The 20,886-nt window shown below is 57.1% G+C and carries 19 protein-coding genes; 8 read left to right on the top strand and 11 right to left on the bottom strand.

Annotated features, from left to right (window positions below):
- The first annotated feature begins 91 nt into the window (after nt 1-91).
- The 3 genes from grpE to dnaJ all read left to right on the top strand — a co-directional run bounded on the left by grpE (nt 92) and on the right by dnaJ (nt 3,916).
- The gene (grpE, locus tag PuT2_RS01305; RefSeq protein ID WP_093969221.1) at nt 92-655 is read left to right on the top strand and encodes a nucleotide exchange factor GrpE; all 564 of its coding nucleotides are present in this window, start codon (nt 92-94) and stop codon (nt 653-655) included.
- Nucleotides 656-754: 99 nt separating this feature from the next.
- Entirely contained in the window at nt 755-2,680 is a 1,926-nt protein-coding gene (dnaK, locus tag PuT2_RS01300) for a molecular chaperone DnaK (protein ID WP_093969220.1), read from the top strand.
- Nucleotides 2,681-2,782: 102 nt separating this feature from the next.
- A complete protein-coding gene (gene dnaJ / locus PuT2_RS01295) occupies nt 2,783-3,916 on the top strand; it encodes a molecular chaperone DnaJ (protein WP_093969219.1) in 1,134 nt (377 codons plus the stop codon).
- Nucleotides 3,917-4,042: 126 nt separating this feature from the next.
- On the opposite strand, the gene PuT2_RS01290 is transcribed toward dnaJ, so the two are convergent.
- The 3 genes from PuT2_RS01290 to PuT2_RS01280 are packed head-to-tail and all read right to left on the bottom strand — an operon-like array spanning nt 4,043 to nt 9,003.
- Entirely contained in the window at nt 4,043-6,904 is a 2,862-nt protein-coding gene (locus PuT2_RS01290) for a pitrilysin family protein (protein ID WP_093969218.1), read from the bottom strand.
- Nucleotides 6,905-6,925: 21 nt separating this feature from the next.
- Nucleotides 6,926-8,098, bottom strand: a complete 1,173-nt coding sequence (locus PuT2_RS01285) for a VWA domain-containing protein (protein ID WP_093969217.1) — start codon at nt 8,096-8,098, stop codon at nt 6,926-6,928.
- Between the two features lie 32 nt (nt 8,099-8,130).
- Entirely contained in the window at nt 8,131-9,003 is an 873-nt protein-coding gene (locus PuT2_RS01280) for a MoxR family ATPase (protein WP_093969565.1), read from the bottom strand.
- A 144-nt stretch (nt 9,004-9,147) separates the two neighbouring features.
- Here PuT2_RS01280 and PuT2_RS01275 point away from each other — a divergent pair, with 144 nt between their 5' ends.
- Both PuT2_RS01275 and PuT2_RS01270 read left to right on the top strand, forming a co-directional pair.
- The gene (locus tag PuT2_RS01275) at nt 9,148-9,501 is read left to right on the top strand and encodes a cytochrome c (protein ID WP_093969216.1); all 354 of its coding nucleotides are present in this window, start codon (nt 9,148-9,150) and stop codon (nt 9,499-9,501) included.
- A gap of 12 nt (nt 9,502-9,513) precedes the next feature.
- Nucleotides 9,514-9,873: a cytochrome c gene (locus PuT2_RS01270; protein ID WP_093969215.1), complete on the top strand. Its 360-nt coding sequence runs from the start codon at nt 9,514-9,516 to the stop codon at nt 9,871-9,873.
- A gap of 109 nt (nt 9,874-9,982) precedes the next feature.
- On the opposite strand, the gene PuT2_RS01265 is transcribed toward PuT2_RS01270, so the two are convergent.
- The 6 genes from PuT2_RS01265 to PuT2_RS01240 form a co-directional block, all read right to left on the bottom strand.
- Nucleotides 9,983-10,420, bottom strand: coding sequence for a DUF1841 family protein (locus PuT2_RS01265; protein ID WP_093969214.1), 438 nt, complete (start codon nt 10,418-10,420; stop codon nt 9,983-9,985).
- A gap of 166 nt (nt 10,421-10,586) precedes the next feature.
- Entirely contained in the window at nt 10,587-11,234 is a 648-nt protein-coding gene (locus PuT2_RS01260) for a CoxG family protein (RefSeq protein WP_093969213.1), read from the bottom strand.
- Between the two features lie 23 nt (nt 11,235-11,257).
- Nucleotides 11,258-11,734, bottom strand: coding sequence for a (2Fe-2S)-binding protein (locus PuT2_RS01255; protein WP_093969212.1), 477 nt, complete (start codon nt 11,732-11,734; stop codon nt 11,258-11,260).
- A gap of 10 nt (nt 11,735-11,744) precedes the next feature.
- Nucleotides 11,745-12,614, bottom strand: a complete 870-nt coding sequence (locus PuT2_RS01250) for a xanthine dehydrogenase family protein subunit M (protein ID WP_093969211.1) — start codon at nt 12,612-12,614, stop codon at nt 11,745-11,747.
- Complete coding sequence (locus PuT2_RS01245) at nt 12,607-14,901, bottom strand: xanthine dehydrogenase family protein molybdopterin-binding subunit (protein ID WP_093969210.1); 2,295 nt, start codon at nt 14,899-14,901, stop codon at nt 12,607-12,609. Before PuT2_RS01245 ends, PuT2_RS01250 begins: the two co-directional genes overlap by 8 nt.
- Nucleotides 14,902-15,095: 194 nt before the next feature.
- A complete protein-coding gene (locus PuT2_RS01240; RefSeq protein ID WP_093969209.1) occupies nt 15,096-15,650 on the bottom strand; it encodes a MarR family winged helix-turn-helix transcriptional regulator in 555 nt (184 codons plus the stop codon).
- Nucleotides 15,651-15,751: 101 nt separating this feature from the next.
- On the opposite strand from PuT2_RS01240, the gene PuT2_RS01235 reads away from it, so the two are divergent.
- The gene (locus tag PuT2_RS01235) at nt 15,752-16,519 is read left to right on the top strand and encodes an SDR family oxidoreductase (RefSeq protein ID WP_093969208.1); all 768 of its coding nucleotides are present in this window, start codon (nt 15,752-15,754) and stop codon (nt 16,517-16,519) included.
- Nucleotides 16,520-16,638: 119 nt separating this feature from the next.
- Here the strand turns inward: PuT2_RS01235 and PuT2_RS01230 are convergent, their stop codons facing one another.
- Nucleotides 16,639-17,361 (bottom strand): hypothetical protein, encoded by a 723-nt coding sequence (locus PuT2_RS01230; protein WP_093969207.1) that lies wholly within the window; start codon nt 17,359-17,361, stop codon nt 16,639-16,641.
- 174 nt (nt 17,362-17,535) lie between these two features.
- On the opposite strand from PuT2_RS01230, the gene PuT2_RS01225 reads away from it, so the two are divergent.
- A complete protein-coding gene (locus PuT2_RS01225) occupies nt 17,536-18,324 on the top strand; it encodes an SDR family oxidoreductase (protein ID WP_093969206.1) in 789 nt (262 codons plus the stop codon).
- A gap of 13 nt (nt 18,325-18,337) precedes the next feature.
- A complete protein-coding gene (locus PuT2_RS01220) occupies nt 18,338-19,858 on the top strand; it encodes an NAD(P)/FAD-dependent oxidoreductase (RefSeq protein ID WP_093969205.1) in 1,521 nt (506 codons plus the stop codon).
- On the opposite strand, the gene PuT2_RS01215 is transcribed toward PuT2_RS01220, so the two are convergent.
- Nucleotides 19,824-20,825 (bottom strand): AraC family transcriptional regulator, encoded by a 1,002-nt coding sequence (locus PuT2_RS01215; RefSeq protein WP_093969204.1) that lies wholly within the window; start codon nt 20,823-20,825, stop codon nt 19,824-19,826. The genes PuT2_RS01220 and PuT2_RS01215 overlap by 35 nt on opposite strands.
- Between the last annotated feature and the right edge of the window lie 61 nt (nt 20,826-20,886).

Raw genomic sequence — 20,886 nt, 5'->3', positions numbered from 1 at the left:
CACTTTGTACAAAGCTATTTCTGGTCTTGAAATGGGGGCGAGTGCCCCCATTTGCATTGAATTGAATCACTTGAAGTGGAGAGCTTTAACTATGTCGACGAACCAGCAGCCCCTTGATCCCAAAGACGAAAATCCGGCAACGGACACTTCCGAGCAGCTCGAATCGAACGAGCCTCTAGGCGCCGAGGGTGCAGACCATGATTTGGCCGCTTTGCTCGAGGCCGCTCAGGCCCAGGTCGCCCAATACCACGATGAGCTTTTGCGCGCCAAAGCCGAGGTCGAAAATATTCGCCGCCGTGCACAGGATGACGTTGCCAAAGCTCGCAAGTTCGGCACTGAGTCGTTTGCCGAGAGCCTGGTGCCTGTCAAAGACAGCCTTGAGGCCGCGCTTGCATTGCCTGACCAAACGCCCGATGCCTGGCGTGCAGGTGTCGAGGCCACACTCAAGCAACTGGTGTCCGCGTTCGAGCGTAACCTCATGAAAGATGTAGCGCCTGTTCCTGGCGACAAATTCGACCCCAACGTGCATCAAGCCATTTCGTCGATTCCGTCCGACTTCCCCGAAGGGAGCATTGTGCAAACCCTCCAGAAGGGGTACACCATTGCCGACCGCGTCTTGCGGCCTGCGTTGGTTACGGTGTCTTCGGGCAAGTAAAAAAAATTGGGGCGTCGCCTTGAAAAGGTGTTATCAGGCCCCAATTACTCGACATCAAGCTGATTTTTACTAATTTCGAATTTTTCAGGGCTATATATTATGGGCAAGATTATTGGCATCGACCTGGGTACCACCAACAGCTGCGTGGCAGTCATGGATGGCGGCAAGGTCAAAATCATCGAAAACGCTGAAGGCGCCCGTACCACGCCTTCTATCGTGGCTTACATGCAAGACGGCGAGATTCTGGTGGGTGCACCCGCCAAGCGCCAGGCAGTCACCAACCCTGCCAACACGCTTTACGCCGTCAAACGTCTGATCGGCCGTAAGTTTGAAGAAAAAGCCGTACAAAAAGACATCGACCTGATGCCTTACAAGATCGTCAAAGCCGACAACGGCGATGCATGGGTTGAGGCGCAAGGCAAGAAGCTCGCGCCACCTCAGGTGTCGGCCGACGTGCTGCGCAAAATGAAAAAAACCGCCGAAGATTACCTTGGCGAAGAGGTGACCGAAGCCGTTATTACAGTGCCTGCTTACTTCAACGACAGCCAGCGCCAGGCGACCAAAGACGCCGGCCGTATTGCTGGTCTTGAAGTCAAGCGCATTATCAACGAGCCGACCGCCGCTGCACTGGCGTTTGGTATGGACAAAACCGAAAAGGGCGACCGCAAGATTGCGGTTTACGACCTTGGCGGTGGTACGTTCGACGTATCTATCATCGAAATCGCTGACATCGACGGCGAGAAACAGTTCGAAGTGTTGTCGACCAACGGCGACACCTTCCTGGGCGGAGAGGACTTCGACCAGCGCATCATCGACTACATCATCGACGAGTTCAAAAAAGAAAGCGGCGTTGATCTGTCCAAAGATGTGCTTGCGCTTCAGCGCCTTAAAGAAGCCGCTGAAAAAGCAAAAATCGAACTGTCCTCGACCCAGCAAACCGAAATCAACCTGCCGTACATCACGGCCGACGCTTCCGGTCCTAAGCACCTGGCGCTTAAAATCTCGCGCTCCAAGCTCGAGGCTTTGGTTGAAGAGCTGATCGAACGTACCATCGATCCTTGCCGTATCGCCATCAAAGATGCAGGCGTCAAGGTATCTGAAATCGACGACGTTATTTTGGTCGGCGGTATGACCCGCATGCCCAAAGTGCAGGAAAAGGTCAAAGAGTTCTTCGGCCGCGACCCACGTAAAGATGTCAACCCCGACGAAGCCGTTGCTGCAGGCGCTGCCATTCAGGGTTCGGTGTTGTCTGGTGATCGTAAAGACGTTCTGCTGCTCGACGTTACCCCGCTGTCACTGGGTATCGAAACCCTGGGCGGCGTGATGACCAAGATGATCAACAAGAACACGACGATTCCTACCCGGTTCTCGCAAGTGTTCTCGACCGCTGACGACAACCAGCCGGCTGTGACCATCAAGGTTTTCCAGGGCGAACGTGAAATTGCTGCCGGTAACAAGGCGCTGGGCGAATTCAACCTCGAGGGCATTCCGCCCGCACCGCGTGGTGTGCCTCAGGTCGAGGTTACCTTCGACATCGACGCCAACGGTATTTTGCATGTGTCTGCCAAAGACAAGGGCACAGGCAAAGAGAACAAAATCACCATCAAGGCCAATTCTGGTCTGAGCGATGAAGAAGTCGAGCGTATGGTGAAGGACGCCGAGGCGCATGCCGAAGAAGACCATCGTATTGCAGAGCTGGCCATTGCCCGCAACCAGGCCGAAAGCCTGATTCACTCGACACGCAAATCGCTTGAAGAGTACGGCAGCCAGCTTGATGACGCCGAGAAGCAGGCTATTGAAACCGCCATTAAAGATCTCGAAGAGGTCTTGAAAGACGGTGACAAGGAAGCTATCGACGCCAAAGTCGAGGCCTTGACGACGGCAGCTCAAAAACTGGGTGAGAAGATGTACGCCGACATGCAGGCCAAGGCCGCAGCTCAAGGTGGCGCCGAAGGGGCCACCGATAAGCCGGCCGACGACGATGTCGTCGACGCAGACTTCAAAGAAGTCAAGCGCGATCAATAAGGTCAACTCTTATTGATTAAGGCCCGGTTTCTGGTGTTTGCCGGAAATCGGGCATTCTTATTCATGTACAAGATACGCGTCGTGCGACGCACTTAGAAAATTATGGCAAAACGCGACTTTTACGAAGTTCTGGGCGTAGGCAAGAACGCGACTGATGACGAACTGAAAAAGGCTTATCGCAAACTCGCGATGAAGTACCACCCTGACCGTAATCCGGACAGCAAAGAAGCCGAGGAAAAGTTCAAAGAGGTCAAAGAAGCCTACGAAATCCTGAGTGACGAAGGGAAGCGATCCGCCTACGATCGCTTTGGCCATGCCGGTGTTGACCCGAATGCAGCCGGCGGCGGTGGCATGGGCGGCATGGGTGGCGCCGGCTTTGCCGATGCGTTCGGCGATATCTTTGGCGAAATTTTCGGTGGCGGCGGTGGTGGCCGTCGTGGCGGCCCGCAAGTGTATCGGGGCGCCGACCTTAAATACACGCTCGATATCACGCTCGAACAGGCCGCCAACGGTTTTGATACTGAAATCCGGGTGCCTAGTTGGGAAAATTGCGAAACCTGCAAAGGCTCGGGCGCCAAGCCGGGTACCAAGCCGCAAACCTGCCACACCTGTGGCGGCAACGGGGCCGTGCGCATGCAGCAGGGCTTTTTCAGTGTCCAGCAAACCTGCCCGACATGCCATGGCAGCGGCCAGGAAATCACAGACCCTTGCGTGGCTTGCGACGGCGTGGGTCGTATTCGTAAAAATAAAACCCTGCAGGTCAAGATCCCGGCGGGTATCGATGACGGCATGCGTATTCGTTCGGCCGGCAACGGTGAACCCGGCGTCAATGGTGGCCCACCCGGTGATCTTTACGTCGAAATCCACCTTAAGCCGCACGCTATATTCCAGCGCGATGGCGAAGACCTGCACTGCGAGCTGACGCTGCCCTTCACCACGGCGGCATTGGGTGGCGAAATGGAAGTACCCACGCTGTCGGGCAAAGGCTCAATTTCCATTCCCGAAGGCACGCAAACGGGTAAAACCTTCCGTTTGCGCGGCAAGGGGGTTAAAGGGGTCCGGTCCAGCTACCCGGGTGATTTGTATTGCCACATCGTGGTCGAAACCCCGGTTCGTCTGAACGAAGAGCAAAAGAAAATTTTGCGTCAATTCGAAGCCTCGTTGTCGCAGGGGGGAGAAAAGCATTCACCCAAAAGCGACTCGTGGAAAGACAGGGTGAAAAGCTTCTTTAGCTGAAAGTCGGTAACACTACCGCGCGTATAGGCCAAAAAATGCCCGGGTATTCCCGGGCATTTTTTGTTTGGTAACTTGCAACATCAAAGACCATGCTTTGCGCGTTGATGTTGCCTGAAAATGCGCAAACTATGGTTTGTTTTTGTCGAAGTCGCCGGCCAGTGCGTTGCTGAACGCATCGGGCTTAAGGTACGTGCGTAGCGCCGCATTGACGTCTTTAGCCGTCATTTTTGATAGCAAGTCGTCGATCTGAGCTGACCAGGCGAAACTGCGCCCTTCTTGCATGTAGTTGATCCACACGGCGGCCAGTACCTCGTCGTTGCTGCGGTTAAGTCGACGAAGGTTCATCAAGGCCTGAACGGCTTCCTTGACCTCTTCATCGGAGAACCCCGAATTGAGGGCCTTGTTCAGTTCGTCGTTCAGTGCTGCCCGGAAACGATCGCGGTTTTCGGGTGCCAGAATAGCCGACATGGACCATTCGCCCGACGGCTCGTAGGCCGACGCGTTGACGCCTGACCCGACGCTGTAAGAGATCCCTTCGGTGACACGAATGCGCTCCCAGAGTCGTGAGCGACTGGACCCGCCCAATAGGTAATTGGCGACGTACAGCGCCTGGAACTCGGGGTTGTCATCACGCAATTTGAGCGGCAACGAGGCGATGTAAACCGCATTGGCCTTGTCGGGGGTGTTGATCGTGAATGATTGGGGTGTGACGTTGCGCCACGGGTCATCGAGGCGGGTGTAGGCCGGGGCTTTCTTCCAGTCTGAGAACCCAGCTTTCAAGGCTTGGCGTACAGCGTCTGCGTCGAAGGTGCCGATTGCCGAGAAGCGCAACGTGCCCGTTCCGTAGAACTGCGCATGAAAATCTGCCAGTGCCTTTTGATTCAGTGCTTCGACGCGTTGTAACGCCTCTTCGAAGGTGGGTGTGTAGCGTGGGTCTTCTTTAGGCCAGGGGTTGTCGTGGCGCGCCAGCGCGCGCGAGGCCAATGCGCCGGGCTCTGTCATGCCGCTACGAATGGACGTGATCACCTGGGTCTTGTATGTGTCGAGCTCGTCGGCTGGAAATACGGGTTCGCGCAGAAGATGGGTGACCAGCGCAATGACTTGCGGCAGATTGTTGCCCGGCACCGAGATTTCGGCCACCACAACGCCATTGCCGCCGCCCAGGCCGACATCGGCTTGTAGTTCGGTGAATTTGTCCTGGATGTCCTGGCGCGACAGCGTTTTGCTGCCGTGATCGAGCAGAGACGCGGCGGCGGCCGCAACGGTGCTTTTACCGGCCAAAGACGCTGCGTCACCAAATTGCATCACTAGTTTGGCCTCAACCCGATTGCCGCGGGTCGGCTTGGGCAGCAAGGCCATGTCGATCTGTGTGCCGTCGGACAATGCTAAGGGTTCGCGCTGGGTTTGGGCGTCGATGTTTTCCGGCGTGGCATCGAAGGCGGCCGTGTTGCCTTCCAGTGCGCGCCCGGTATAGTCAGCCAGCATCTGTTCGATATTGATAGGTGTGGCGGCAGGGGCGCGCGTGGGTTGGTCTGTGGGCAGGTATATGCCTTCGGTTCTGTTATCGGGTACCAGATAGGCCGTCGTGACGCGTTGTATGTTGTCAAGCGTGGTTTGCTCTACCTGGTCTCGCTGCCAGTAAAACAGGCGCCAGTCGCCTAATGCAGCGGCTTCCGACAGGGCCGACGTCAGGTGTGCCGGGTCGGCATAGACTTGATTCCATTGCGCAAGGGCGCGCGATTTGACGCGATCGAGCTCTTGCTGGGTGAAGGGCGTTTGGGCCACGTCGGCAATAGCGGCGTTCATCGCATTTAGTGTTTTGTATGGGTCGGCGCCAGACTCGAGCTGAGCGCCGAAAAGGGCGTAGCCCGGTTGTTGCATAGGGCGGGCGAACCCGAAGCTTAGCACCGCCAGCCTTTTGTCGACCAGGGCCTTGTATAGGCGGCCCGAAGGTACGTCGGCAATGATGGATACCCCAAGGTCGAGCGCAACGAAATCGGGGCTGGCCCCTTGGGGAATGTGGTACTGACTGACGACGAGCGGGGTGCCGCCATTTCGTTTAACTACCACCTGCCGCTGGCCCTCTTGCACCGGTTCGACGGTGTACTCGGGGGGCAAGGTGCGTTCGGGTTTGGGGATGCCTTTGAAGGCGTCAGCGACCAAGGCTAAGGTCTGTGCAGGGTCGAACTTGCCAGAAATGATCAGGACGGCGTTGTCGGGCTGGTAGTACTGCCGATAAAACGCCCGCAGCTGCTGGATATCGACGTTTTCGACGTCGGAGCGAGCACCGATGGTGTCATTGGCGTAGCTGTGCCACTGGTAGGCCGCCGCCTGTGTTTTTTGCATCAGGGTTTCGAAAGGATTGTTTTCCCCAGCCTCCATTTCGTTGCGTACCACAGTCATTTCGGCGTCAAGGTCGCTGCGTGCAATGGTCGCATTGACCATGACGTCTGCCTGCCAGCGTACATACCAGTCAAGCAGGGCAGGGTCGGCGGCAAACGACGCGTAGTAGTTGGTGCGGTCGCTTGAAGTGGTGCCATTGGCCCTCAGCCCGCGCTTTGAAAACTCTGCCAAGGCATTGGGTAAGGATGGGGTGCCGCGAAACAGCATGTGCTCGAGCAGATGCGCCATCCCGGTTTCACCGTAGTTTTCGTGTCGTGAACCCACGAGGTAGGTCATGTTGACGGTGACTGAGGCCTGGGCTTCGTCGGGCGTCAACAGTACCTTGAGCCCATTAGGCAGGGTGTACGCGTGCGTGCCTTCGATGGCAGGGCCTGCAATAACGCCTTCAGGTAATGCGACAGACGTACCGGATATGGCCACGGCCGCTTTGTCTGGGCTTTGCGCCGGCGCTGGGGCCGTTTGTGCGTGAACCAGCGGTAGGCTTGCCAGTGCTGCAATGGTCAGCGCCAGGCCGGCAACGCCGTGGCGCAGCGTTTGCACTGTAGCGGGTATTAGTTGATCGTTAAACAGCTTTAAACCAGGCATCGGGACTCCGGGGTGGCGGGGTTATTTGGAAAGGTGTCGCATGGCTTGCTCGAGCCCGCTGACGGTGACGCTGTACATTTGGTCGTGCATCAGGTTTTTTACAATGGCAATAGACTGCCGGTAAGGCCAGTACCCTTCGGGTTCGGGGTTGAGCCATACTGATTTGGGCCAGTTGTCGAGTAGGCGTTGCAACCAGGTGGCACCGGTTTCTTTGTTGTGATGCTCAACAGAGCCGCCCGGATGCAATAGCTCGTAAGGGCTCATGGTGGCGTCGCCAACAAGAATCAGGCGCCAGTCTTCGTTGTATTTGCGTATGACATCCCAAGTCTCGAAACGTTCAGCGTGACGTCGACTGTTCGTCTTCCAGAGGTACTCGTACGGGCAATTGTGGAAGTAGTAGACATCGAGATGGTGGAATTCGCTGCGGGCCGCAGAAAACAACTCTTCGACCCGCTGTATATGGTCGTCCATGCTGCCGCCGACGTCGAGCAGCATGAGCACCTTGACCGCATTGTGTCGCTCGGGAACCATGCGCAGGTCGAGAAAGCCAGCGTTTCTGGCGGTGTGGCTGATGGTGTCGTCCAGATCGAGCTCAAGTTCGGCGCCTTCGCGCGCAAAGCGCCGTAGTCGCCGCAATGCCATTTTGAAATTGCGGGTGCCCAGCTCCTGGCTATCGTCGTAATCACGAAATTCGCGTTTTTCCCAGACTTTTACAGCAGTGCGGTTGCCGGCCGATGGCCCGCCCACGCGGATGCCCTCGGGGTGATAACCGCCATGCCCAAATGCTGAGCTGCCGCCTGTCCCGATCCATTTGTTGCCGCCTGCATGACGTTCTTTCTGTTCTTCCAGCCGTTGCTTGAAGAGCTCCATGAGTTTGTCCCAGCCGTGTTTTTCAATGGCTGCCTTTTCTTCGGGCGACAGTTGTTTTTGGAACTCTTTGATGAGCCAGTCCAGCGGAAGGTCTTTGTCGGCCGGCAGACTGGCTTCGAGCTGCCGATAGAACGCGCCGAATGCCTGGTCGAAGCGGTCGAACAGGGTTTCGTCTTTGATGAGGGTCAGGCGCGACAAATGATAAAAGTCGTCGAGCGTGGGCGGCATGATGCCGCTTTTAAGCGCGCCCAGCAGTGTCAGATACTCGTTGACCGAGACCGGAAGACGGTGACTGCGCAAATGGTAGAAGAAATCCAGCAACATGACGTGAGATTACCAAACAAGGTTGCCGGGACTTAACGACGGGTACTGGCGCGCGTAATGGCGGCCAGGCGCTGCAAAAGGGTGAGGTCTTGCTCGTTCTTCAGCAGGGCGCCGGCCATGACGGGCAAGTCGTGGTCGGGGCGGCGGATATCGTCGGCACTGATGCTCTCGTTCATGAGCAGACGCAGCCAGTCGAGGAACTCGGATGTGGATGGCTTTTTCTTGAGACCGGGGGCGTCGCGAAGTGCAAAGAACGTATCGAGAGCCGCCGCCAGTACCTCTTGTTTGATGTTGGGGTAGTGCACATTGACGATCTCTTGCAGGGTGTCGCGCTCGGGGAAGTTGATGTAATGAAAGAAGCAACGACGCAGGAAGGCATCGGGCAGGTCTTTTTCGTTGTTGGACGTGATGATGATTAGCGGGCGATGACGGGCCTGAATGGTTTGCCGCGTTTCGTAGACATGAAATGTCATCTGGTCGAGTTCGCGCAGCAGATCGTTAGGGAACTCGATGTCGGCCTTGTCGATTTCATCGATGAGCACGACGGTGGGTACGTCGGATTCGAAGGCCTGCCAAAGTACGCCCTTGACGATGTAGTTGGCGATGTCGCGTACTTTTTCGTCGCCCAGTTGCGAATCGCGCAGGCGCGAGACGGCGTCGTACTCGTACAGGCCCTGGTGCGCCTTGGTGGTTGATTTGATGTGCCATTGCAGCAGCGGGCGTCCGAGTGCTGCGGCCACTTCCTCTGCAAGCATCGTTTTGCCGGTGCCTGGTTCGCCTTTAATAAGAAGCGGGCGCTGAAGTGCAATGGCGGCATTGACGGCCAGCTTCAGGTCGTCGGTGGCCACATAGCGGTCGGTGCCGGTAAAGCGTTGTTCGGATGAGGCGGGTGCTGCAGAAGTCATGTTTTTGGTCCGTATTAAAATAGCGTCTTGCAGTGTAATTTTGGGTGAATAGCGATCTTCACAACAATTATCGTACAATCCCAACGTTTCGTCGGTCACCTGTGCGGTGAGCGGCCTTTTATTTACCGCCAAACAAGAGCTACTATGAAGTTGCGAACAAATTTCAAGCGCACGCTGTCTGCGCTAGCCGTTACGGCATCCTGTGCGTTCGTGGGTCAGGCCCATGCGGCCGATTCGGCCACCGTTGGCGATGCCAAAGCCGCCGTAAATAAAGTGTCCATGTGCATTGGCTGTCACGGTATCGAAGGCTACAAAGCCAGCTTCCCCGAGGTTTACCACGTACCTAAAATTGCAGGCCAAAATGCAGAATACATTGTGGCTGCCCTGAAAGAGTACGCCAGCGGTGCGCGCAGCTTCCCCACCATGGAAGCCATTGCCAAGAGCCTGTCTGAAAAAGACATGGCCGACCTGGCTGCTTACTACGCTAATTTGAAATAATCGGGGGCGACCATGAAGAAATTGACTCTTGCCCTGCTGGGTTCCGTTATGTTTGCCGCGGGTGCCGCTCAGGCCGCCGATCTGGCTGCTGGCCAAGCCGCTTATCAGCAATTTAACTGTGCCAGTTGCCATGGCGCCGATGCCAAAACGCCCATCATGCCGGCTTACCCCATTTTGGCTGGCCAGCATGCCGACTACCTCGAGCATGCCTTAAAAGCCTACAAGCGTGGCCAGGCCGGTGCGCCTGCAACGGCAAATATCCGTAAAAACGCCATCATGGGTGGCATGGCTATGGCGTTGTCCAACGAAGACATCAAAAACATGGCCGCCTGGATGGCCAGCCTGCCATCGCCTTTGGCTATTCGCAAGTAATCGCGTTTCCGCTGTCCTGTTTAAGGGCGGTGGTTCCGCATTAAAAAGATCAGGCCCGGGTTATACCCGGGCCTGATCTTTTGTGTCGGTGTCGCGTCTTGCGCCAGTTTTATCGACCGTGGCGTGTGCTGCGTTGCCTGATCAGTTCCAGATAGGTGTCGTTGCTGAACGGCTTGCCCAGTCGTTGGGCTTCCCACACCACTTCGCCCAAACACTCCATAATTTCGTGAGCGGCTTCGTGCGCTCCAATGCGCTGCGCCAGGCCGTCGTGGGCCGCCCGAATGCCGGGGGGCTGGTCAACAGAGAGCTGTTCGGAAATAGCGAGGTGCATCGACAGGTGTAAGTACGGGTTGGTTTGCCCGCCTTCTACCGTATATTCGGCTTCAAGCGCGTCCGGGCGGTTCAGTTCGTCGTGATATTCGGGGTGCTGCACAATCCACTCAACGGCCATCGATTCAATCGGTGTCAGTACGTTGTTTTGGGTGTGTTTATGCCAGGCGCCACAAAAAAACTGCCTGACCTGTTCGCGGGATGGATTGAAAAGCATGGGCATTGAGCCTTTTTGGCGCGTGTTTAAAAATAAAGGGCCGGCCCCGGTTGTGGGGTCGACCCTTCAGATTTTACGTCAACGGCCGTTCGTCGAGAGGCCAGCCGTCTTTTACCATTTGCCCGAAGGCCTGTTGCCTTTTGGTTGGCCGCGTCTGGGCCGTGCTTTAAGACGATGGCCCAAACGCCGAGCGCATGCGTGACATCAGTGATGTTTTTGACGACTTGGCGTTCTTGTCTTGCGCATTAGCGCCGGCAGTCGTTGCGCCGGTTTCGGATACAGTGGTCGCGCTTGCAATCGTATTTGCACCTTGACCAACGCCGTCTGTACCCGCAGCAGGCGTGTCGGCGGCCTTGGCGCCATTAACGCCGGTCACAATACGTTCGGCCAGGTTCTTGCCAAAGTCATCCCACATGCGGTCGGCCTTGGTTTTGACCATATTCATGCCAAAGCTGCCCAGGCGACCCAGCAGTTCAACGTTGACCTTGGTACGGAACTCGGTTTCGTTCGGTCCCAGTTCGGTCAGGAACACCTCGCTGGTATGTTTGAGCGAGCTGGTAATGCTGGAGTCCTCACCTGTACCTTCGCTTTTCAGGTAGGCGGGTGCGTCTGTTTGGGTAATGATCGTGCGCACTTTAAAGCGCGCACTGATGAACGACATTTTGACGTGGATGTTCACCAGGTACTCGGTATCGCTGATGACATCAATCGACTCCATGCCGGGTACACAGGCCCCCATTACGTTGGGGTCAAGCAACAGCGTCCAGACCTTGTCCCTGGGCGCTGCAATCGTCATTTTCTTTTCAATTTCCATTTGATTTTCCGGTGTTGGCGTCGTTATTTGGCCGCGAGCTTATGCGCGGCAGCTTGTACCGACTCGACTATGCTGACGTAGCCGGTGCAGCGACAAAGGTTGCCATTCAGGCCCTTGCGAATCTCGGCTTCAGACGGGTCGGGGGTTTGGTCGAGCATGGCGGTTGTGGTCATGATGAAGCCGGGCGTGCAGTAACCGCATTGCATGCCGCCACAGGTCAGGAAGGCTTCTTGCACAGGGTGCAATTCACCCTCGCACGACAAGCCCTCAATGGTGGTGATCGACTTCCCGTTGACCTGTACGGCCAATGACAGACAGGACTTGATGACTTTGCCGTCGACGATGACCGAGCAGGCGCCGCAAATGCCGGTTTCGCATCCGCGCTTGGTGCCTGTTAGATTCAGGTCGTCACGTATGAAGTCTGCCAATAGCCGGCGAGCGTCGATATCGACGGTCAGGGCTTCGCCGTTAACGACAACATCAATGGTGTGTTTGCTCATGAGCGTGTCCTTATTGCGCCGTCAGGCCGAAGAGGTTGATCAAGGCGCGGCGGATAACGACGCGGGCCATGTCTGCGCGGTAGTCGGCGGACCCGCGCGAGTCCGAGATCGGGTTGATATGCTGAACGGCAATGTTGGCCGCTTCGGCCGCCAGGGCCGGTGTCAGGGTTTGACCGGCCAGCAATTGTTCGGCGGCTGTCAGACGTACAGCGGTTGGCGTTGAGGCACCCAGCGCCATACGGATCTCTTTGCAATGTGTGCCGTTTTCAACGCGTGCGAGCAACGCCACGTTGACCAGCGGCCGATGCTCTGCCGCTGTGCGCAGGAAGCGTGTGTACGACCCAATGGCATCGTCGGGCAGCGCGGGTACCAGGACGTGTGTCAGGATTTCGTCCGGCCCCAACGCGGTCTGAAAATAATCGACCAGAAAATCTTCGATAGGCAGCAGTCGCTCGCCTTCGGGCCCCGCAATGACCAGTTGCGCCCCAAGGGCCATCAGACAGCCTGGGGGGTCGGTGGCGGGGTCGCCGTAGCACAGGTTGCCGCCCAGCGTGCCGGCGTTGCGCACTTGCGGGTTGGCTACCTGTCGAGCCATGTCGGCCAACATGGGAAAGTGCTCTTGAATGACCGCCGAACTGGCGATATCGGCATGGCGCGCCCGCGCGCCAATACTTAGCCCCACGCCGGGCTCAAACTCAATGTTGCTCAGGTCGTCGATTTTGCCCAGTGAAATTAAGTGCGTGGGCGACAGCATGCGCTGACGCATGCCCAGCAACAGGGCAGTGCCGCCGGAAATAATGCGGCTGTCTTCGCCGCATTCGCGCAGCAATTGGCAGGCTTCCTGTGCCGTGGTTGGTTCCAGATAAGTGAAATCATGCATGTTGGTCTCCTGCGTTGTGTTTCTCGCGCAGTGCGGCAAGGACTTTTTCGGGCGTAATCGGCAGGTCGTTGATGCGTACGCCGACAGCGTCGTAAACGGCATTGGCAATGGCGGCCGCACCCGGCAAGACGGCGGTTTCACTGGCACCTTTTGCACCGTAGGGGCCATTCGGGTCATTCGATTCGATAAAGCCGCTCTTGAACGCGGGCAGGGCGTCGGCGGTGGGCATGGCGTAATCAGCAAAGTTGCCGTTCATGAGTCGGCCGTCTTCAAAGTTCAGGCTTTCATAAAGCGCCCATGCGGTAGATTGAGCGGTGGCGCCATTGGTTTGGCCATGCACGGCCATGGGGTTAAGGGCTTTGCCGCAGTCGTCTGACACAAAGCTATCAACCACGCGCACCTGGCCGGTTTCTGTATCGACTTCGACTTCGACGGCTTGTGCCGCGAACGAGTAGGCGGGGGCGACGTTGCCGTAGTAGTTGGCGTCGGCCATGACGGTTGGCGGGTCGTAGGTGGCTTGAGCGAAGATGCCCTGGCCGCCCACGCGAAACAGATGTAGCCGCACCGCGTCGGGCAACGACACCGCACGGGAGGTGTCTGCTTTGACGCGTATCATGTCGTCGTGGATTTCCAGTGCGTGCGGGTCCGAGTCGAGTTTCTCGGCGGCGACTTCAAAGAGTTGCTCACGCGCTTTGATGGCCGCTAAACGCACGGCGTTGCCGGCAATAATGGTGACGCGTGATGCGACGGTGCCAATACCAAACGGCGTCGAGTCGGTATCGGGTTGCGGTACGGTAACGTGGCTGATAGGGATGTTTAGTTCATGGGCGCAAATCTGACTAAGGACGGTGGCTGCGCCCTGGCCCATGTCGCATTCTGGCGTAATCAATGTCACTCGTCCGTCTTCATTCATTTTGACGATGGCCGTCGAGCCGTCCCAGTTGCCCAGTTGGCGGTTGGCGCTGACATGAATGCCCGCCGCTACACCCGTTCCGCGTTTGATGGGGCCGGCGTCTTTAGACGCCTTGCGTTTTTCGGCCCAACCAATGCCGTGGGTGGCCTGCGTCAGGCAGTCAGACAGGCCACAACTGCCCATATGCCAACCGTGTACGCTGGTTTCACCGGTTTTGATGGCATTGCGTAATTGCACTTCAAGTGGGTCGATGCCGACCATCTCGGCCAGCATCGCCAGGTGGCTGTTTAACGGAAAAGCCATTTGTTGACCACCAAAACCACGGAACGCGCCGCTGGGTATTTTGTTGGTGTAAACCAGCTTGCCACGTGCCCGGACGTTTTCAATGCGATGCATGTTGTCGCTACGCATCGATGTGACATGGATAACGTGTCCGGCCAGGCCGGTGTATGCACCGTTGTCACCGATAATCATCGAGTCTTTGGCCACGATCAGCCCTTCTTTTGAAAGGCCCATGCGCAGCCAGACTGTAGCCGGCATGCTTGACGGGGCCGCCAGGAAGTCTTCCAGGCGGTTATTGGCCAGACGCACCGGCTTGCCCGATTTGATGGCCAGCAATGCTGCGATGGGCGTATTGGCGTCTTCGACCGCTTTGCCGCCAAAGGCGCCGCCAGTCATGGTCTGGATAAAGCGGATTTGTGAGTGAGGCACGTCGAGCGCCTCAGCCAGTCGCGAACGCGACATGAAAATGGACTGCGTGGCGGCCCATACCGTAATGCGGCCGGTCGCGGCGTCGACGTCAACGACCGAGGCCATGGGTTCAAGATACCCGGGATACTGATAAGGCATGCTGTAGGTGGCTTCGTAGACCGCAGCCGCCCGGTCGAAACCGCGTTCAACGTCGCCTCGATCGACATGGGTCTCGTAGGCAATGTTGCCCGTGCCTTCGTGGATCTCGATAGCGCCCGGTTCAAGGGCGCTGAACGGGTCGAGAACAGCGGGGAGTTCTTCGTATTCCACCCGGATGAGGTCGATCGCATCGCGGGCGATGTCCTCGCTGATTGCGGCGACTGCGGCCACTTCTTCACCGGCGTACCGGACTTTGCCTGCGGCCAGGATACGGCGCTCTTTTCGCGATACCCCCCAAAGACGGGTAGGCGTGTCTTCGCCGGTGATCACTGCTTTGACGCCTTTCAGGGCTTTGGCTTTGGAGGTGTCGATACTGACGATACGGGCGTGAGGATAGGGGCTGCGCAGCACTTTGCCGTGCAGCATGCCGGCTAGCTTGATGTCGCCCGCATAGATGGCGGTGCCCGAAACCTTGGCGCGCCCGGTGACCTGTGGGACGTTGGCGCCGATGATTGCGTCTGTCATGTTGAGTGCTTCCCATGAGCGGTGAAGAAAGCAGCGCACTGCAATGCTGATGGATCGGCGGATGGCAGTGTGCCGTTGATTTGCTAGTGAAACGACGTATCGTTTCTGGAAAGCTAAAGTTAACGCTCATTTTGTTGATGTGTCAACAAAATGAGCGACAGGGAAAACCCGATGTCGGCCCGTGAATATCAGGTTTATCGGTCAGTAGCGTCGTGAGCGGTTGGAACGCGCAGCAATCCGGCGTCGGCGGCCTTTCTGAGCTTCATCAGGGCGGTGTATAAGGCGACGCGCTCGGGTTCATCCAGCTGCGCCAGGACATTGGCCTGGTATTTTTGCGCAACGGGCATGATTTGCTCGTACAGGTCGGTACCGGCTTCAGAGGCAACACACACCAGTTTTTTGCGATTGCCACCGGGCTCGGGTTGAACCGAACAGAAGCCGCGTTGTTCCAGAATGCGCAAGGTGCGGCTGACCAGGGCTTTGTCCGAACTCGAGAGACGAACCAGCTCACCAAAGGGCAAGGGGGAAAACCGCACAATCAGCGCGAGAAGTCGCCATTCGGAGACGGTCAGCCCGAATCGTTCAGCGTATTGCGTCGTCACTTCACGGCGCAGCATATTGGCCAGTTGCACAATCAACGTGCTGGGAAACTTGTCGACGGTAAGGTTACTGCCGTCCGGCTCAACCCGCTGCCAGGGGCAATTATCTTTACCTTGACGCGCCAAGGCGGCGGGTGATTTGGTTACCATGACGATTCAAGTCAAAATCAAACAGGCCTGAAGTGTAATGGCTGGTTCGACAAGGCGGCAAATAATTAGACGGCGGCCGGGCGTCGCCCAAAGGGGGAGAAGTGAGTCAGCAGCGTGTTCTGATTACAGCCGGCGCGTCCGGCATTGGTCGGGCGATTGCCCAGGCATTTGTGGCCAAGGGCGCACGGGTTTTTGTGTGCGATATCGATGAGCCCGCGTTGCGGGCCATGGCCGACGTTTTACCCGGCGTGCATACGGCCGTATGCGACGTTTCCAGTCGTACTGCGATTGAGCAGATGGTGCCCGATGCTGCTGAGCGCCTGGGAGGGATTGATGTGTTGGTCAATAACGCCGGCATTCCGGGCCCGACAGCTGCCGTCGAAAATTTCGACCCCGATGCCTGGGAGCGCGTCATGCAAATCAATCTTACCGGTACGTTCAACGTGACCCGTGTCGCCATTCCCTTTTTAAAACAGTCCGGGGCCGGTGTCATAATCAATATGTCGTCGGTGGCTGGGCGCTTTGGTTATCCGAATCGTTCTGCGTACTCAACCAGCAAATGGGGGCTCATCGGTTTTACCAAAAGCCTGTCTATCGAACTGGGAGGCGATGGTATACGCGTCAATGCGCTGTTGCCGGGCGCTACCGATGGCCCGCGTTTTCAGCAAGTGCTTCAGGGTCGTGCCGCCATCAGCGGCAAAACACTGGAGCAGGTCAGCGCTGATGCCATGTCGTCGCAATCGCTCAAGTTCTTGGTCGACCCGAACCATATCGCCGACCTGGCGGTATTTCTGGCGTCTGACAGCGGTCGTTCGATTTCTGGCCAAGCGCTGTCAATTGATGGTGATATGCAGCACACCAGCACCTGAATCGAAAGCGCGCCGGGTAAAAAAAGTTGGTGTTAGTTGCCAGCGGCGTGCCCGCACCTGGGCTTAGCCTGGGAGGCAAAATACATTTAATGTGGCACGGCGCTTGGCTTGCTTGTCGCTTACCGTACAGGTAAAAAGTTGAAGAACAACAGGCCCTGTACGTAGTTGATGCCCACCCGACGCAGGTTCTCGTCCAGCAGGTTGGCGATCAGATCAAGGCGGCCCACAAGTTGGCCAAACTCGCGCTCGAAACTCAGGTTGCTGGTTTCGGGCGTGATTTCGTTGGCCAGCAGCAAAGGTTGCCCCAGGCTGTTTTTGCGTGTCGATAGCATCCAGGCGGCTATTTCAACATTACGTGCGGCGTTATACACCTTTTGTGCCTCAAGAGCATCGGTGACGTAAAAGCGGGTTTTGCCGTTGTGGGCGCGCACGATGGTGTCGGCGAGCCCGAATACAAAGGCAGCCACGCGATCGCCCGTGTAGCTAGGGTCGAGGGATACCGACAGGATCTGGATGTCGGCCAGCCCACGCAGGGGAGCCGGCGCCTGGCCGGACTCGATGGCAGCCTGACCCCGTTTGATGGCGGTTTCTATGTCGCCGGCGCCTGATTTGCGCCATTCGGCCGGATTGCGTCTGTAAAGCTTTTCAAGCAGTCTGTTCAGGCTGTCGAGGTTGTCGCGCATGGCGACGGTAACAGTGCGGTTGAAATCGGTTTGCGCCATTTGATCGACCGACATGTCTTCGGTGCGCGGCGTGTTCGGGCCGGAAGGGCCAGGCAGTGCACAGCCTGAAAGTGCCAGCGCTGTGACGAATGCAAGGGTACCGGTGAAAAGTCGATTCATTCGAGGGTGCCTTTGTTTTACCGGTTGCACTGTAGCAGAAAAAGAATGCCGTTCTTTGCACTTTCGGGATAACGATAGGCACTTGCGGGATAGGCCTTGAGCAGGGCTGCTTCGCATAATGCTTCTGTCAAAAACACATAACTAAGCTTTCATTAATTGACAGGAGACAAGATCATGCAGGACATGCAAGATAAAGTGGCCATCGTGACGGGCGGCTCGACACTAATCGGCGCCGCCGTAGCCAAAGCGTTTTGCGACCGTGGTGCAGCCGTTGTCATTGCCGATATCGACGAGGCAGGCGGCCAGCGGGTAGCCGACAGTCTGGGCGAACGCGCCGTATTTGTAAAAACCGATCTGTCCGACGACTCGCAAATTGATGCGTGCGTGCATCAGGCTGTCGCGCGCTTCGGTGGCGTTGACTATCTGGTTAACCTGGCGTGCAGCTACGTCGACAACGGCATCGAGGCCAGCCGCGATGACTGGCACCAAAGCTACGATGTGAATGTGGTGGGCGCTGTCATGATGATGCGTGCGTGCCGTCCTTACATGATCAAGCGGGGCGGTGGCGCTATTGTCAATTTCAGCAGCATCAGCGCCAAGGTAGCCCAAACAGGTCGTTGGCTTTACCCCGTAACCAAGGCCGCCATTGCTCAGCTGACACGCAATATGGCCATGGACCTCGCGGCCGATCATATTCGTGTCAATTCGGTCTCGCCAGGCTGGACATGGTCGCGCATCATGAATGAGCTGACCGGCGGCGACCGTGCCAAGACTGATCGGGTGGCCGAACCCTACCATTTGCTGGGGCGTGTCGGCGACCCATCCGAAGTGGCCGAGGGTGTTGTGTTCCTGTGCTCGCCGGGCGCTTCTTTTATTACCGGAACCGACCTCGCTATCGATGGCGGCTACAGCGCCATGGGACCCGAGCAGGCTGTTCCCGCCATTCCCCGTCTGTGTGAGTAACCGGAGTCAAGCCATGAAAATTGCAATCATTGGTGCCGGTTTTGCCGGCCTGTCGTCTGCCAAAGTACTGACCCAGTTTGGTCATGATGTGACCGTATTCGAGAAGGCACCCGATGTCGGGGGCGTCTGGAGTGCGACGCGTCGGTATCCCGGCCTGCGTACCCAGAACAATAAAGACACTTACTTTTTATCCGACTTCCCGATGCCGGCCGAGTACCCCGAGTGGCCCAGCGGTGAGCAAGTGCAGCGATACCTGGCGGCGTTTGCCAAACATTTCGATTTGGATCGCCGCATCCAGCTGAACACCGAGGTCATCGTCGCAGAGCCCGAGGGCGATAAAGGCTGGCGCGTCAAAGTACGCAACACGCAAACTGGGCAAGAACATGAGCATCAGTTTGAACATCTGGTGGTGGCTAACGGTATTTTCTCCGAGCCATTTATTCCGCCCTATTCGGGTGTGGCCGAGTTCGAGGCGGCCGGCGGTCGTCTGTGTGCAACGTCCGAGTTCAACAACCTGGAAGACGCGCGCAACAAGAATGTGCTGGTGGTAGGGTATGGCAAGTCGTCTTGCGATGTGGCGGCCGCCATTGGCGAAGTTGCAGCATCGACCAAAGTCATTGCCCGCGAACTCCTTTGGAAAATGCCGCGCAAGGTCATGAATGTACTGAACTACAAGTACCTGATGTTGACCCGGATGGGTGAAGGTCTGTTTCAGTATATCGAGGTCAAAGGCTTCGAGAAATTCTTGCACGGTGCGGGCAGCGGGGTTCGCGACAGCATGATTTCGTCGTTGCAAAAAATAGCAACGCGTCAGCTTAAGCTCGACAAACTGGGGCTGGTACCCGAGGGCACGTTCGACCGTATCGCCCGCAGTACCGTCAGTTTGTCTACCGACGAACTGTACGAGCAGGTCATTGCGGGCAAAACCGAAATCGCCCGTGAGTGCGAGATTGCTTCGTTGGGGGCCCGCGATGGCAAGCCTGTGGCGACCTTGACTGATGGGCGTACCGTGCCCGCTGACCTGGTCGTATGCGGTACCGGGTTTAAGCAGGTCGTGCCATTTTTACCGCAGTCGGTGCAAGATGAGATTACTGACGAGCGCGGTAACTTTGAGCTGTATCGTCAAATCTTGCCGCTAACCGTAAAGCGTCTGCATTTCTGCGGCTATAACTCGTCGTTCTACAGCCCGTTAAGCGCCGAAGTTGCGGCCTTATGGATTGCCACCCACCTGATGGGCGGGTTGGACCTGCCTCCGGTAGAAAAGCGCCGCGAGCATGTGCGTCGACGCCTGAAATGGATGGAAGAGCGCACCGAGGGCAAACATGCGCGGGGTACCAATATTATTCCGTTCTCGATGCACAACGTTGACGAAATGCTGGACGAAATTGGTATTAATGTGGGGCCATTTACCCGCTTTAAACAGTGGTTGCTGCCCATTGATGCCCGTGACTACCGCATGGTGACACGCAAGTTGCTGGAACGGCAGAAGCAGGTGCAGGCTAACCCCGCAGCGTTTGCGAAGGCAGTTCATTGAACTGCTTGCGATAAGCTTGCGTAAAGTGACCCAGGTGCCCGAAACCCCAGTCCAGGGCTACCTGGGTGACGCTGATGCTTTGCCCAGCGCGTCGTGCCTGCAACAGGGCGTCGCGCACCTTTTGCAGACGCACCTGCCTGACGTAGCCCATGGGGCTGATGCCCCGGTGTTCTTGAAACCCCTTGTACAAACTACGCGTACTGATATGAGCATGACGCGCTAGGTCTTGCATGGTGATGGGCTCTTTGCAGTGCGCCAGAATGTACTCTTCGGCCCGCCGAATGTAGGGCAGGTCGGGTGTTGGCGCCGGGTTAAGCAGCGCAGCCGAATAGTTATGCGGATGTTGGGTTAACAGGGTGGTGGCCAGTAGCTGCTCGAGTTGGCTGGTAACCAAATTACGCTGGTCGGCCCCGGCAATGAACTGGCTGGTGGTTAAAAATGCAATAAGTTGGCGCCAGGCCAGGCCACCGTCGCGACTTAAGTCCATGCCCAGTTTGAATTCGATGGGGCTGGGCAGGGCGTGGCCCAGCGCTGCTGCACACGCGGTTTCAAGGGCGTGTCGTTCTATTTTTACAATAAGCTGATCACAGACCCCTTGCCATTGCATGTGCACTGGCAAAGACGGCGTCAGAACTGACGCCATGTCGGGCGTGGAAATGATGTGGTCGGTGCCGCAGTGAATAACGGCTCTTCCGGCCATGGGCATTTGCACCAACAGGAAGTCATCGAGCGACTCGGGTTCGATGGTGACGTCTGCCCCATAGCGCAGCCGATTGATGGATGCCTTGCCCAACGACAGGTGATCCATTTCGGCATCGAGCTTTTGGCGCCGCCCACGTACGCCCAGTTCGTGGGGCTTGAAAATCCTCCCCACGGTGTCTCGGGTTTCGTCCAGGTCGTTCGAGTGAAAAAGCCGGTGTGCGGCCAAATGGCCGACAAGCTCGGGTTCTTTCGGGAAAAGCGCCATGGCAGCCTCGGTAGAACAGGGCGCGCCGATACGACTGGTGCGTGGGGTTGATCAAGGGGTT

This window comes from Pusillimonas sp. T2 (assembly GCF_002236805.1).
GTDB lineage: Bacteria > Pseudomonadota > Gammaproteobacteria > Burkholderiales > Burkholderiaceae_B > Neopusillimonas.
Note: the sequence above shows the minus strand (reverse complement) of the source record. Positions and strands in the feature narration are given on the sequence as shown.

Excerpts from the sequence above, each read along its gene's own strand:
- grpE (WP_093969221.1), top strand. The coding sequence starts at position 92 with ATGTCGACGAACCAGCAGCCCCTTGATCCCAAAGACGAAAATCCGGCA.
- dnaK (WP_093969220.1), top strand. The coding sequence starts at position 755 with ATGGGCAAGATTATTGGCATCGACCTGGGTACCACCAACAGCTGCGTG.
- dnaJ (WP_093969219.1), top strand. The coding sequence starts at position 2,783 with ATGGCAAAACGCGACTTTTACGAAGTTCTGGGCGTAGGCAAGAACGCG.
- PuT2_RS01290 (WP_093969218.1), bottom strand. The coding sequence starts at position 6,904 with ATGCCTGGTTTAAAGCTGTTTAACGATCAACTAATACCCGCTACAGTG.
- PuT2_RS01285 (WP_093969217.1), bottom strand. The coding sequence starts at position 8,098 with ATGTTGCTGGATTTCTTCTACCATTTGCGCAGTCACCGTCTTCCGGTC.
- PuT2_RS01280 (WP_093969565.1), bottom strand. The coding sequence starts at position 9,003 with ATGACTTCTGCAGCACCCGCCTCATCCGAACAACGCTTTACCGGCACC.
- PuT2_RS01275 (WP_093969216.1), top strand. The coding sequence starts at position 9,148 with ATGAAGTTGCGAACAAATTTCAAGCGCACGCTGTCTGCGCTAGCCGTT.
- PuT2_RS01270 (WP_093969215.1), top strand. The coding sequence starts at position 9,514 with ATGAAGAAATTGACTCTTGCCCTGCTGGGTTCCGTTATGTTTGCCGCG.
- PuT2_RS01265 (WP_093969214.1), bottom strand. The coding sequence starts at position 10,420 with ATGCTTTTCAATCCATCCCGCGAACAGGTCAGGCAGTTTTTTTGTGGC.
- PuT2_RS01260 (WP_093969213.1), bottom strand. The coding sequence starts at position 11,234 with ATGGAAATTGAAAAGAAAATGACGATTGCAGCGCCCAGGGACAAGGTC.
- PuT2_RS01255 (WP_093969212.1), bottom strand. The coding sequence starts at position 11,734 with ATGAGCAAACACACCATTGATGTTGTCGTTAACGGCGAAGCCCTGACC.
- PuT2_RS01250 (WP_093969211.1), bottom strand. The coding sequence starts at position 12,614 with ATGCATGATTTCACTTATCTGGAACCAACCACGGCACAGGAAGCCTGC.
- PuT2_RS01245 (WP_093969210.1), bottom strand. The coding sequence starts at position 14,901 with ATGACAGACGCAATCATCGGCGCCAACGTCCCACAGGTCACCGGGCGC.
- PuT2_RS01240 (WP_093969209.1), bottom strand. The coding sequence starts at position 15,650 with ATGGTAACCAAATCACCCGCCGCCTTGGCGCGTCAAGGTAAAGATAAT.
- PuT2_RS01230 (WP_093969207.1), bottom strand. The coding sequence starts at position 17,361 with ATGAATCGACTTTTCACCGGTACCCTTGCATTCGTCACAGCGCTGGCA.
- PuT2_RS01225 (WP_093969206.1), top strand. The coding sequence starts at position 17,536 with ATGCAGGACATGCAAGATAAAGTGGCCATCGTGACGGGCGGCTCGACA.
- PuT2_RS01220 (WP_093969205.1), top strand. The coding sequence starts at position 18,338 with ATGAAAATTGCAATCATTGGTGCCGGTTTTGCCGGCCTGTCGTCTGCC.
- PuT2_RS01215 (WP_093969204.1), bottom strand. The coding sequence starts at position 20,825 with ATGGCGCTTTTCCCGAAAGAACCCGAGCTTGTCGGCCATTTGGCCGCA.